The sequence below is a fragment of the Bifidobacterium cuniculi genome, from assembly GCF_000741575.1.
Classification (GTDB): Bacteria; Actinomycetota; Actinomycetes; order Actinomycetales; family Bifidobacteriaceae; genus Bifidobacterium; species Bifidobacterium cuniculi.
In genome coordinates, this window is the sequence record NZ_JGYV01000005.1 from 158,952 (window position 1) to 172,397 (window position 13,446).

Annotated in this window: 9 protein-coding genes and 1 rRNA gene; 6 read left to right on the plus strand and 4 right to left on the minus strand. The window is 63.1% G+C overall.

All coding sequences use genetic code 11. The features are described 5' to 3' along the window. The first annotated feature begins 9 nt into the window (after window positions 1-9). Both BCUN_RS04715 and BCUN_RS11380 read left to right on the plus strand, forming a co-directional pair. Window positions 10-1,311, plus strand: coding sequence for an ABC transporter ATP-binding protein (locus BCUN_RS04715; protein WP_051920789.1), 1,302 nt, complete (start codon window positions 10-12; stop codon window positions 1,309-1,311). 39 nt (window positions 1,312-1,350) lie between these two features. Beyond that, window positions 1,351-2,709 (plus strand): glycosyltransferase family protein, encoded by a 1,359-nt coding sequence (locus BCUN_RS11380; RefSeq protein ID WP_051920771.1) that lies wholly within the window; start codon window positions 1,351-1,353, stop codon window positions 2,707-2,709. Between the two features lie 223 nt (window positions 2,710-2,932). Here the strand turns inward: BCUN_RS11380 and BCUN_RS04725 are convergent, their stop codons facing one another. The 3 genes from BCUN_RS04725 to BCUN_RS04735 all read right to left on the minus strand — a co-directional run bounded on the left by BCUN_RS04725 (window position 2,933) and on the right by BCUN_RS04735 (window position 8,326). Beyond that, window positions 2,933-3,397, minus strand: a complete 465-nt coding sequence (locus BCUN_RS04725) for a hypothetical protein (protein ID WP_033516165.1) — start codon at window positions 3,395-3,397, stop codon at window positions 2,933-2,935. A 147-nt stretch (window positions 3,398-3,544) separates the two neighbouring features. After that, window positions 3,545-5,539, minus strand: a complete 1,995-nt coding sequence (locus tag BCUN_RS04730; protein ID WP_152598094.1) for a glycosyltransferase — start codon at window positions 5,537-5,539, stop codon at window positions 3,545-3,547. Window positions 5,540-5,818: 279 nt separating this feature from the next. Then, window positions 5,819-8,326, minus strand: coding sequence for an LTA synthase family protein (locus BCUN_RS04735; RefSeq protein WP_238552323.1), 2,508 nt, complete (start codon window positions 8,324-8,326; stop codon window positions 5,819-5,821). Between the two features lie 162 nt (window positions 8,327-8,488). Between BCUN_RS04735 and BCUN_RS04740 the strand changes: the two genes are divergently transcribed. After that, entirely contained in the window at window positions 8,489-9,451 is a 963-nt protein-coding gene (locus BCUN_RS04740; RefSeq protein WP_051920773.1) for a glycosyltransferase, read from the plus strand. An 84-nt stretch (window positions 9,452-9,535) separates the two neighbouring features. On the opposite strand, the gene BCUN_RS04745 is transcribed toward BCUN_RS04740, so the two are convergent. Then, window positions 9,536-10,516 carry a glycosyltransferase gene (locus BCUN_RS04745; RefSeq protein WP_081895543.1) on the minus strand — a complete coding sequence of 327 codons (981 nt, stop codon included), beginning with the start codon at window positions 10,514-10,516 and terminating at the stop codon, window positions 9,536-9,538. Window positions 10,517-10,760: 244 nt separating this feature from the next. Between BCUN_RS04745 and glf the strand changes: the two genes are divergently transcribed. The 3 genes from glf to BCUN_RS04755 form a co-directional block, all read left to right on the plus strand. Continuing rightward, window positions 10,761-11,942 (plus strand): UDP-galactopyranose mutase, encoded by a 1,182-nt coding sequence (gene glf, locus BCUN_RS04750; protein WP_033518285.1) that lies wholly within the window; start codon window positions 10,761-10,763, stop codon window positions 11,940-11,942. Window positions 11,943-12,121: 179 nt separating this feature from the next. Beyond that, window positions 12,122-12,574 (plus strand): hypothetical protein, encoded by a 453-nt coding sequence (locus BCUN_RS12545; protein WP_162178410.1) that lies wholly within the window; start codon window positions 12,122-12,124, stop codon window positions 12,572-12,574. A 47-nt stretch (window positions 12,575-12,621) separates the two neighbouring features. Next, window positions 12,622-13,446 (plus strand): 16S ribosomal RNA (locus BCUN_RS04755); the annotation flags it as partial.

Consider the following 13,446-nt stretch of genomic DNA (forward strand, 5'->3'; position numbering starts at 1 on the left):
GCCGTCGGCATGCACAACTACATGGACCAGCCGGTCGTGCTCGACGTGGAACACGTGGAGAAGTGGTTCAAGCTGCCCACCGAGCAGGCCAGCGGCCTCAAGCAGGCCTTCATCAACTGGACGCGCGGCATCAAGGGATACAAGGAGCAGCGCGTGCTCAAGGACATCACCTTCCAAGTGCATCAGGGCGAGTTCTTCGGTATCGTCGGACGCAACGGCGGTGGCAAGTCCACGCTGCTCAAGATCATCTCCCAGATCTACATGCCCAACCGCGGCAAGGTGAGCGTGCAGGGCAAGCTCGTGCCCTTCATCGAGCTCGGCGTCGGCTTCAATCCCGAACTCACCGGCCGCGAGAACGTCTACCTCAACGGCGCCCTCCTGGGCTTCACCCCCGAGGAAGTCGACGGCATGTACGACGACATCGTCGAATTCGCCGAGCTCGGCGAATTCATGGACCAGAAGCTCAAGAACTACTCGAGCGGCATGCAGGTGCGTCTCGCCTTCTCCGTGGCCATCAAGGCCCAGGGCGACATCCTCGTGCTCGACGAGGTGCTCGCCGTGGGCGACGAGGCCTTCCAGCGCAAGTGCGACGACTTCTTCACCCAGATCCGTAAGGACCCCACCAAGACCGTGATCCTCGTGACCCACGACATGAGCGCCGTGAAGCGCTATTGCACCCGCGCCATGTTCATCGAGGACGGCGAGGTGGCCGTCATCGGCGACAAAGCAAGTGTGGCAGAGCGGTATACGCTATCCAATCTCGAGGCGGAGCGTCAGGAACAGGCGGAACGTCGCAAGCGACTGGAGACCGAAGAGGACGGCGTAGTATATCCTAATGGGCTGAATGCCCGCTGTCCCATTCTTCGCACTTATCCAGTCGACAAGGCAATGGTCAGCGGAGCTGAACGTTTCCGATTCGCCGTGGAATACCAGTATGATGAGCCGGGTGACTTCTATCTGGCCATCGCCATGCACGACATACGTCGTGGAGGCATCACATACGACACCGGCCCCAAGCGATTCAAGATGGAACAGCATGGTCATCACACCGTGTATTTTGAGCTTCCGGTGGAATTGTTCAACGACGGCGAGTTCCGACTGCTCACATCCTTGCGCATTCCCCAACCAGACAATGACACGATGACCGATGCCGTGGCGGTGGCGTTGGACGATAACGCATGTACCTTCGTGGTGCGTGACAAGCGTAATACCAGTAATTACGCACTGTTAAGCGATCGAGCGATGACCATTGTCCCCATTTCGCCCGAGGAGGCACTTGGAGAGACAGCTGAGGAATCTACGGTGGCTTAGCTCTCAGATGCTGATGACGTAAATGCTACACTGGCGTCCATGTTGCTCAAGGATACACGGATACTCATCACGCATACGCTCATCTCCAACATCATGGGGTCCACGGTGGTGTGCGCCCAGATTGCCGAGGCTCTGCAGAACATGGGCGCAGATGTCACGATTCTGACTTCCGCCTATACGGGTCCTGCGCGCGTCATGTTCGAGACCCGGGGATTGAACGTCGTGGTGGGGGAAGGCGAAGATTTCGATCCCTTTGACTTCGATTACGTCTGGGTGCATTCGCAGTTGCTCCCCCTGGGATTCGTCCGTGCGCTCGCAGAAGTTTCGCGGAACGGTGTCCCGGAAGGCAAACCATTGCCGGCCTTTGTCTTTAATCACATGTCAGCATTGGACATTGCGCCCGACGAACACCCGTACATTCCTCTTCTTGAAGAGTCCTTGGCTTCTGCGGAGGTCTTCGTTTCGCCGGAAGCACAGGATGCACTGCAATCTGAATATGATGCCGACGCCAATCGGGATGTCCCGCAGGTCATCGTCCCCAATCCGGCACCGGAATCATACTGTCATCCCGACAAGGCGAGCTCCCATGCCAGCCATCTGAGACGCATCGCCATCGTATCCAATCATGTGCCTGACGAGTTGGATAAGGCCAAGACGATATTGGAGGCTGACGGCATTGTCGTGGACATCATTGGTGAATCGGGCATTGTCACTGAAGTGACCCCCGAGCTCATTGGACGCTATGACGCAGTCGTTACCATCGGAAAGACCGTGCAATACTGCATGATGTCTGCCACTCCGGTGTTCGTATACGACAGGTTCGGCGGATTCGGGTACTTGAATACCCAGAATTTTGAAGCATGTGCCTATGCGAATTTCTCTGGGCGCGGAGGGACGGTCATGGCATCAGATGACATCGCACGTTGCCTTGTGGAAGATTATGCCGCTGCATGCGATTTTGCCGATTCCCATTGTGCCGAATGGCGAGGGCAATACGGTCTCTCCGCTGTATTGTCCCGTCTCTTCCTGGATGTCAAGCCGCGGGACTCGATTCATTTCCCCTACGAGACGTATGACATGAGCCTGATGCATCAGATGCGTTTCGCGTGGCGATACTACCGGGCATGGGATTACGAGATATGGGTGAATGGCCAGATGAGGGAGCGAGAACGGCAGGTATCCGACCTGCAGCATGCTGAGGCAGAAAGCAAAAGGACCATCGAAGAGCAACGCAGCAGGATGGCTGACCTTCGGCATGAGCTGGACCATGCGTACTCGGAAAACCAGCGGCTGCAGGCAGAAGCCGGCCGTATATATGCCAGCCACAGCTATCGGCTTGGACATGCACTGCTCAAGCCGATGCACCTGCTTGAACGCATGATGCAAAAAGACGCGTGAGCCCATCGCTTTGTATGGGTTGTGGTTCCGACATTGAAGGTAATTTGCACTTGTGCGCTCACAACTGTCGGAATGGGTCCGCATCTTTTGGAAGATGCGGACCCATTCCGACAGTTGTGAGCGCACAAGTGCAAACTGCAGACGTGCACGGAGATGCAGAGGCGGGCACCGGCGTGGGACATGACGGAGTCCGCTGCGCCGGATCCTCCTCACACCCACACTCCTACGACCCGGCCCCGACCTTGCACGTGACCACATCGCCGTCGCGGTTGCGCATCGTGACATGCAGGTCGAAGTCGGTCAGGCCGGTGATGTCGCTGATCTCGTCCCACGTGGCTTGCGCGTCGCGCTCCAGGTCCTGTTCAGCGTAGTCGGGAGCCCGTGTGCCTTCGCCCCGCATCTCGAGATAGATGGTGCCGTCGCTCGTCATGCCCGAATACTCGAGGCCGGTCTTGGAGCTGTACCCGTAGTCGAAGAGGTGTGCGATCTTCTCCAGTTTTTCCTCGCGGTCCATCGACGCCACCTGCTCGCGCAGCCATGCATCGTCGTGTCCCGTCACCACCTGCAGGAAGGACGACGGCGTTGTCCCCTCACCGCCCTGCCGCCCGGATGCGGCCGGTCCGCACGCCGCAAGGCCCAGGCATGCCATCGCCATGCCGGTGGCCAGCACGCTGCGTGCCGCCTGCATGCGCTTGCCTGTCGGGCACTTGGCCGAACGGGCTGTCGCATCCCTGTACCCTGCTCGCCTTGTCCGCCTTCCCCAAGTTTTTGTTCAAAAAATGAACAAAAACTTGGGGAAGGCGCCGCATGCGGCCCGTCTCCTTGCCGCGGACGTTCACTGCGCGAAGATCCTCTCCCAGGTCTCGAAGCTCGCCATGTCCGCGGCGCGATATTCCGCGGCGAGCTCCTCCCAGCGGCTCATCAGCGCGCGCACCTGCACCAGGCCGCGGCGCAGCTGCTCGCGGAAGAGCTTGTTGTCACGGCGGCACCAGGCCACGGAGTTGCCGTCGGGGGAGGTGACCAGAGCGGACTGCACGTTCTCGAAGGCGCGCCACACGGTGAACTGGGCGGGGACGGCCACGTCCGGTCGCTCGGCGTCGACGCCGTCGCGCCTCGCCAGGATCCCTCGCAGGCAGGTCTTCATGCCCGACTTGAGCGTGTCCGCGCCGTTCTCCGGGTTGTCGTCGATTGAGAACCGCCGGCGCGGCTCCGGGAATGCGTCGAAGTTCGGCTTCGTCTCAGTGTCCACGAAGCCCTGCCGCGCACGGTTCACGTCCGCCAGGGTGTGCGGCATCGTCTCGACCACGTACTGCGGGCCGCGCATGAGGTCGCGCAGCGCCATGCGGTTGAGCGCCATGGCCGAGTAGAAGAACTTGAGTCCCGGGTTGAGGTCCATGAACATCATCTCCACCGCGTGCCGCAGCGTCGGCCTGTCCTGGTGCAGCAACGCGCACATCCACCGGTTGCGCGCGATGAAGTACTCCTCCCAGGTGCGCTGCGAATTCTTGTCGTGCCACGCCTGGTGCCACACCGCCACGCCTGGCAGGCTCACCGTGAGGTAGCCATGTTCGCGGGCGCGCACGCCGTACTCGATGTCGTCGAACTTGATGAAGATCGGCAGCGACAGCCCGATCTCGCGGATCGTCTCCACGGGGATCAGGCACATCCACCACGCGTTGTAGTCGCAGTCGATGCGCTTGTGCAGGTCCGGGGTGTCGCGCAGCGGGAAACGCGCGAAGTCGTGGTTGTAGCCGCGTGGGTCCGCGGAGGACATGCGCTGCTGGTTGGGGTCAAGGTTCTCGCCCTGCGTGTGCAGCACGGTGCGGTTGTCGAGGTGCAGCATGCCGCCGCCGACGATGGTGGGCGCCGTGCAATAGTCGGCGAAGCACACGGCGCGCACGATCGACTCCGGCTCGCTGATCGCGTCATCGTCGAGCAGCAGCACGTAGGCGCTCTTCGCCGCCTTCACCGTTTCGAACATGCCGCGGGAGAAGCCGCCGGAGCCGCCGTAGTTCGGCTGGCGCAGGTAGGTCAGCTGGCCGCCCAGGTCGGCTGCGGTGTCCGCGAAGCCAGGCTGGTCGCTCACCAGGTCGGTGCCCTGGTCGACGCAGTAGATCGTGTCGAGCCGCGCGCGCACGCCCGCGTCGCCGGCCATCGCCTTGAGCTGGTCGTGGCAGTAGGAGGGGCGGTTGAAGGTGGTGATGGCGATGGACAGCGTGCCCGGCTGCGGCGTGCGCCGCGCGGCCTCGGGTACGCTCCAGGCGGCGTCGGCCACGGTGAGCGGACCCTCGGGGCCCGCCTTGGCGTCGAACCAGAACAGGCCGCCGTCGAGCAGGCCGTCGAGGGACAGCTCCACGGCGATGTGGCTGTGTTCGCCGCTCACGTCGATGGATTCGACGGGCTTGGGGATGCCGCGGCCGGTGGAACGGAAGACGTCGATGGTGCCTTCGCCGGCCGTGTCCATGGTCAGGCGGACGGTGCGCACGGCGGTCCAGCGGCGCCAGTAGCTGGCGGGGAAGGCATTGAAGTAGGTGCAGAAGGTGAGGTGGTCGTTCGCGGCCAGCGTGATGGCGGTGCGGCCGACGACGGCGGTGTCGTCGGACAGTTCGCCCGGCAGGGTCGGTTCCGTCTCCTGCAACAGATGGTGGAAGGTCTTGCGGTTCATGGCCTCGAAGCCGATGCGTTCGAAGTCCTGGTGGGGGTCGAACTGTTCATTCGTGGGGTGCGGACGCGTCCACGGCACTGCGTAGAGGGGCATCGTCTCGTCGGCGTCGCGCACGGGGAACACCACGTGGTTGACGGTCTCCCAGGAGTCAAAGTCGGTAGCCATGCGCCCCAGTATAGTGAGCGGGGTCCTTTGTCCCATGAACAGGGGCCTGCCGCCTTGTTGCGCAGTGAAAACCGCGCAACAAGGCTCTGGGGAACCATGGATGACGTTGAGAGATATCAAAAACGGGGCATCGGCCGTATATGGACATTCGAAGATCCTTGATTTCAAGCCGTTTTGAAAATACGCTTGCGCGCCATACGGGGGAATTTGATATCTCTCAACGACATGGTCCCCTTGCCGGGGCGGCAAGGGGACCATGTGTGGGCGCCAAGGGCGCCCTTACTGCTTCGGCAGGGCCATGAAACCGTCGTCCATGAGGTAGTTGTCGCCCACTGTCATGTCGTACTGCACGAGCTTGTAGTCCTTGAGCAGCTGTTTGGCTTCGTCGCTGAGGTCCTTCTCGTCGATCGGGTTGCCCGACGAGTCGAGCAGGGTGACGGAGCCATCGGTGTTCCACACGCCGCCGCTGGTCACGGAGCGGGACATCGCGGGCACTTCCTGGTGCAGCTTGGTCAGCAGCGCCAGGTAGGGCGAGATGCGTGCGTTCATCTGCTGGGCGGCCTGCGCCATGAAGAAGTTCGACGAGGTGTAGGCCGCGTCGGACTCGGGCAGTTTCACGTCATGCGAGCTGGAGGCCTGATTCGACCAGATGAAGTAGTCCGTCTCGTGCAGGGTCAGGCTGTTCTCGTCCTTGGCTGCGGCGGTCGTGTAGATGCCGGGCAGGTGGTCGCCGTAGAAGACCACGGTGATCGGCTCGTCGATCGCGTCGAGCTCCTCGAGGAAGTCCTCGGTGGCCTGGTCGGTCAGTTGCAGGCCCTTGGCGTACTCCGCGATCACGCCCATCTCGCCGCCGGGCGTGTCCGTGGTCTTGTTGGCCGCATGGAACTCGTTGGTGGCGCCGTACAGGTCCGGGTAGGGCGCATGGTTCTGCATGGTCACCAGTTCGATGAACTGGGCCGGCTTGTCCGCCGCGGCGTTCGCCTTGACCTCGTCGAGCACGTTGAGGTAGGCCTGTTCGTCGGACACGTTGCTCGACTTGGCCACGGCGCCTTCGTAGGTGTCGGCGTGCGTGATCTTCGGGTCGCTGTCCAGGGTGTACAGGTGCGAGAAGCCGAACTTCCTGTAGTTCACGCCGCGCAGGTAGAAGCGCTGCAGGAAGGGGTGGAAGCCCACCGAACAGCTGGTGTCGCCGCCGCACGCCTCGTTCCACATTTGGTTGAAGGAGAACATCTTCGGGCGCGTGGCCACGAGCTGCTGGTACGGCGAGAGCATGGACGCGCTGAAGTTGGCCATGCTCAAGCCGGTCATCTGCTGGAACTCGATGTTCGCGGTGCCGCCGCCGTAGCCGGGGGAGAGCATCAGGCCGGAGGTCGTGGTGCCCTTGAGGGAGCGGATGAAGGGCATCGGGTCGATGTCGAAATGCACGTTGGGCACGCGGTTGGGATCGGAGAAGGTCTCCGAGAGCACCATGATGACGGTGCTGTCCGTCAGCTGCTGCGTGCGCTCCTGGTTGACCTCGTCCGCCAGCTTGGCGTAGCGGCTGTTGATGGCCGCCATCGTCTCCTTGGAATAGTCGGGTTCGTCGTCCATCGCCTTCACGTCCGTCAGGCTCAGGAAGGTGGTGAGCGCGCCGTTCGACTTGGCGTCGTCGAGCACGTTCCACAGCGTCGGCTGGTAACCGAACTCCCTCAGGAAGGCGCGCGTGGCGGATGTCGGCTCGCCCAGGCCGCCTGCGTAGCTCACCAGCAGGCATATGCTCAAGATTGGCGCCAGGATGCGGCACACCAGACCGAAGCCGTTGGTCCACGGGCGCAGCGGACGACGCCACGAACAGTGGATGAAGGCGCGGCGGCGGTCCACGAACTGCATGAGCACGCACAGCACCACGAACCAGACGACGAGCGCCACGCCCGCGTTGACCGTCGGCTTGACGGTCTCCGTGATGAACGACGCGACGTCCTCGCCGCCGCCCCCGCCGGTCAGGAAGCCCAGGTCGGAGGGGATGACCGGCTCATTGCGCATCGTGACCTTCACCTTGTTGGCGAAGGCATAGACGCCGGCGATCGCGCCGAACACCGCCGTGCCCACCCAGAAACGGTTGATGAGCGTCACGCAGATGAGGTAGACGAGCGCCAGGGCGATGAAGTTGAGGAAGCCCGGCAGGCTCGACAGCTTGAGCAGCTCCGACAGGAACACCTGATTGACGATCCAGCCGGCCTCGGGATCGTACTTGGCGTCCATGTTCATGCTCCACAACACGAGCAGGTCCGCGACGGCGAGCACGACCAGCGCCACCAGCCCGTACGAGCCGTACGACCATTTCGGCCGCTTGTTCCACACCTGGTAGAACTTCGACTCCCGGTAGTGGCGCCACCACGCCGGCGCGTGCAGCCGACGGCGCTTGGTGACGGCCGACGTAGCCGTGTCCGGCGTCGCGCCGTCGGCGCCGTCCGCGGTGTCGCGTTCGGTGGTATCGGCGGTGCTGTCGCCGTCGGCGGCACCACTGTCGACGGAATCGGCGGCAATGCCGTTGTCTGCGGTCCCGTGGCGGCTGCCGGCGGCAGCACGGTCGCCGGCAGCGACGGTCTGCTCCGCCACCGTCACGGCGTCGCCGTCGACCGTCACGTCCACATCGGACACGTCGACCGCCGCACCGTCGTCGACGGCATCTTCCGCCGTATCCGCGGGGACGGCCGACGTTGCGCCGTCGACAGGCCGCGGCTGGTCGTCCGATACCGCTTCCTCCTCCGGCAGCTCTCGATTCCGGGACAGATCACCCATGGACATCAACCTTTCCTCAAGTCGCGCATACGGCGCCATGGCCACTTCCCACCACCTCGGCGCACGCAGAAAACGGCGCCGGCACACTATGGGGAGGGCGATAATCGCTGAGCTGATTGTATCCTCACGAGGCAACCAGCGCCCCGGCGCCCACGTATAATGCCGCGTATGCAGTACCACGTAACAGCCGTCGTCGTCTCCTACAGCCGCGAGGAACTCCTCGCGGAATGCCTCGCAGCCATGGACGCACAGACGCGCCGGCCCGACCTGCTCATCGTGGTGGACAACGCCAGCACCGACCACGCGCTCGACGTGGCCCGCACCTTCGCCGCCACCGCCGCCACGCCCACCCAGATCAAGGCACTGACCGCCAACACCGGCGGCGCCGGAGGATTCGCCGCGGGCATCGCGCTTGCCCTCGACGCTGCCGACTCCGACGGCCGCATCCCCGCCGTCTGGCTCATGGACGACGACACCATCCCCGAACCCACCGCGCTCGAGGAGCTGCTCGCCGCCGCCGACGCCTGCGCCGACCAGAACCACTGCATGCCCGCCGCCCTCGGCTCGAAGGCCATCTGGACCGACGGTCGCGAACACCTCATGAACAAGCCGCGGCCGCGCACACGGCTCATCAAGGGCACCGCCGGACTCGCCGGCTTCCCTGAGACATACCAGGTGCGCTCGCTGTCCTTCGTCTCCTGCCTGCTCAACGCGGATGCGATCCGCGCACTGGGGCGGTTGCCGCAGGCCGGCTATTTCCTGTGGAATGACGACTACGAGTACACGACCGCGCTGCTGCGCGACCACGTCGGCTACTACGTGCCGGAAAGCGTGGTGGTGCACAAGACGCGCGTGTTCGGCTCGAGCGACGCCGACCCGGGCCCGCGCTTCGTCAACGAGGTGCGCAACAAGATCTGGCTGTGGCGGTTCTCCCGCGGCAATTTCCACGTCGGCGAACAGCTCGCCTACTGGCCGAAGGCGCTGCGCCGCTGGGGTCTTACCTGGCTGCATGCCTCCGACCGCCAGTCGATCGCGGCGTATTTCCGCCAGGGCTGGCGTGAAGGGTGGAAGGAGCAGCCGGCGCCCACGGAGCGCATCCTGGCCGACGCCGGACTGCCGTCGCTCGGCTGAGCGGACGGTGACAGGACGGCCGCGCACCGTCGTCAATGCGTGGCACGGGCATGGCCGGGGGGAACGCCGGCGAACGGACCGGCTTCAGCCCTCGGAGCCGCTGCCGGCGTTGGTGCGGGCAGCGTCGTTGACGGCAGCCGGGTTGTGGCGGCCATGCGGGGCGGGCGGTGGATGCAGCTGGTCGTCGCCCAGCGTCACGTTGTGCCGCTCCACGAGGGCGTGGTAGGCGCGTTTGCGGATGGCGGTGGGGGTGACGCGGTAGGCCGCACGCACCACCACGTTGCGCACGAACTCCCAGGCATTGGTGAAGCCGTCACGCAGGAAGCGCCACTGCAGGCGGCACTCCTCGCGGAACATGGCGAAGCCGCCGCGCCGCTCGTACGCCTCCTGGTTGGTGCGGTAGAGCACCAGCGGCTGCGGCACGTTGAGGAAATGCGCGTGGTTGAGCATCATGCGTTCCCACAGCAGATAGTCCTCGAAGCGACCGGCGTTCTCCGGGTAGCCGCCGGCGTCGAGCACCGCGGCCTTGCGGAAGACGGCGCTGGGATGGTGGACGGGCGACTGCATGCGCGCGTACCGCTCCAGCTCCTTGCCTTCCGCCGGCAGCAGGCGCACCTGGCCGGGATGGTCCTCGTCGCCCTGGAACTCGCGGATGGCGCTGCCCACCACGTCGATGGTGTCGTCGGAGGCATGGCCGGCCTTGTGCTGCCCGACGAAGTGCGGCATGATCGTCGAGAAACGGTTGGGCAGGGAGACGTCGTCGCAGTCGGCGCGCGCCACGTAGTCGTATTCGCAGTACTTCAGCCCCACGTTCAGTGCGTGCGCCAGCCCATGGTTGCGTTCGAGGGGGACGATGGTCACCGTCGGCGGTTCCATCAGCGGATACTCGACGGCGAACCACACGGCCACGGTCGACTGCAGCGAATCGAGGTAGCGCTGCATCTCCTCGGGCACCGGGCCGTCGCGCACGATCACCACCTGGCTCGGTGGCAGCTGCTGCTCGATGGTGCCCGACTGCACGGCACGCTCGAGTTCGCGCATGGTGTTGCCGGCGTACACTGACATGAGCAGTGTGAAGGGCGGCAATGCGCGGCGGTCATGCAGTTCGGAATCGGTCACGCACACTATCGTAAACCACGGTTGCTATGAATCGCGCGCAGGTTTGCGCTCCAAGCGCCCCGCGAACATGACGGGTGCCATGTTCGCGGGGTGGCGGCGGAAAGCGTGGGCTTGCAGTAGACTGTCCAACAGTTTCGTCGAACACCGTCGGCTGACGGACCGCCGGCTGGTTACCGAGAAAGGATGCGGCATGACGGAAGCAAAGACCGAGGCGCCGGACCTCGTCATCGTGGGGGCGGGCCTCTTCGGCCTGACCATTGCGCAGCAGGCGGTGGAGAAGCTGGGCGTGCGCGTGCACATCATCGACGTGCGCGACCACATCGGCGGCAACGCCTACTCGTACATCGACCCGGCCACGGGCGCGGAGATCCACAAGTACGGCGCGCACCTCTTCCACACGTCCAACGAGCGCGTCTGGGAGTACGTCAACCGCTTCACCGACTTCACCGACTACGTCCACCGCGTCTACGCGACCCACGACGGCGAGGTGTACCCGCTGCCGATCAACCTGGGCACGATCAACCAGTTCTTCCACGCGCACTACACGCCCGCCGAGGCGAAGGCGCTGGTGGAGGAGCAGGCGGGCGAGCTGGCCGGCACCGACCCGACGAACCTCAACGACCAGGGCATCTCGCTGATCGGCCGTCCGCTGTACGAGGCGTTCATCAAGAACTACACCGCCAAGCAGTGGCAGACCGACGCGAGCGAACTGCCGGCGAGCATCATCAAGCGACTGCCCGTGCGCTTCAACTACGACAACCGCTACTTCAAGGACACCTGGGAGGGCCTGCCGGAGGACGGCTACACCGCGTGGTTCGAGAAGATGATCGACGACCCGCGCATCACCGTTTCCCTGGGCACCGACTTCTTCGACGAGTCCCAGCCGCTGAACAAGAAGGCGCTGCTGGAGGCGGGCGTGCCGGTGGTGTACACCGGCCCGGTCGACCGCTATTTTGACTACCAGCTCGGCGAGCTCAAGTGGCGCACCGTCGACTTCAAGGAAGTGCGCTACGACGAGGACGACCATTTCGGCTGCCCGGTGATGAACTTCTCCGACGCCGACGTGCCGTACACCCGCGCGATCGAGTTCAAGAACTTCCGTCCCGACCGTGCCGACGAGCAGAGCCACGATTCGACCGTGGTCTGGGAGGAGTACTCCCGCTTCGCCGACCGCGACGACGAGCCGTACTACCCGATCAACACCGACGAGGACAAGGCCCTGTACGCCGAGTACAAACGCCTGGCCGCCGAGGAGCCGCAGGTGGTGTTCGGCGGACGTCTGGGCACCTACGCCTATTACGACATGGACAAGGTGATCAACCAGGCTCTCATCGCTTTCGACAAGCAGGTCGCACCTCTGCTGGAGCGGTGAGGTAACAGGACTGAAGGAGGCCGGGACGGAGTATGCCGTCCCGGCCTTTGTGTGTCTGGGCAGATGGGGGCATGACACATTTTTGGCGCCGGGGAAATTGTGTAGGCCTCTGGCCCGCACAATTGGGAATTGTGCGGGCCAGAGGCCTACACAATTTCTCACGCCTGTAGAAATGTGTCATGGGGTTGTTGTTCTTCGTTAAGGTGGGCAGTTGGTTGGTGGTGTTTTCGTTCTTAAAGCGGGCGTTGGGTGGGGGTGTTTGCGACACGCCGGTGGAGATGTTGTGTTTGTTGGGTTCGGGGCGTGTCCGGGAGGGGTGGGTTTGCGTTTTGGGTGGTTGTGGTGTAGGTTTTTCTCTTGCTGCCGCTGGGCGGTCGGGTTCCTTCGGGTGCCGGGCTTTCCTGGTGTGTGGTGGTGGTTTGAGAACTCAAGAGCGTGTACTGTACTACTTCCTCCAGCGTTTGTTGGAGGGTTTGTTTTTTGATTGCCAGTCCAATCCCGCCCGTGCCTGTGTGGTGTGGGTCAGTGAGAGCTGTGAATGGGGTTGGGAGGTTTTGAGTGGGCATCGCCGTGTCCTGTCTCCTTTTGGGGGTGGGGTCGGTGGTGTTTCGTTGATTTTCCTTTATGAATAAATCTTGATTGTTTTTTGAGAGTCGTTGTTGATGCTCTCTTCATGTTTTTTGTGGAGGGTTCGATTCTGGCTCAGGATGAACGCTGGCGGCGTGCTTAACACATGCAAGTCGAACGGGATCCGGCCAAGCTTGCTTGGCTGGTGAGAGTGGCGAACGGGTGAGTAATGCGTGACCAACCTGCCTCATGCACCGGGATAGCTCCTGGAAACGGGTGGTAATACCGGATGTTCCACATGATCGCATGTGATTGTGGGAAAGGCTTTTTGCGGCATGGGATGGGGTCGCGTCCTATCAGCTTGTTGGTGGGGTGATGGCCTACCAAGGCTTTGACGGGTAGCCGGCCTGAGAGGGCGACCGGCCACATTGGGACTGAGATACGGCCCAGACTCCTACGGGAGGCAGCAGTGGGGAATATTGCACAATGGGCGCAAGCCTGATGCAGCGACGCCGCGTGCGGGATGGAGGCCTTCGGGTCGTAAACCGCTTTTGTTCACGAGCAAGGCATCCTTTCGGGGGTGTTGAGTGTAGTGTTCGAATAAGCACCGGCTAACTACGTGCCAGCAGCCGCGGTAATACGTAGGGTGCGAGCGTTATCCGGATTTATTGGGCGTAAAGGGCTCGTAGGCGGTTCGTCGCGTCTGGTGTGAAAGCCCATCGCTTAACGGTGGGTCTGCGCCGGGTACGGGCGGGCTGGAGTGCGGTAGGGGAGACTGGAATTCCCGGTGTAACGGTGGAATGTGTAGATATCGGGAAGAACACCAATGGCGAAGGCAGGTCTCTGGGCCGTTACTGACGCTGAGGAGCGAAAGCGTGGGGAGCGAACAGGATTAGATACCCTGGTAGTCCACGCCGTAAACGGTGGATGCTGGATG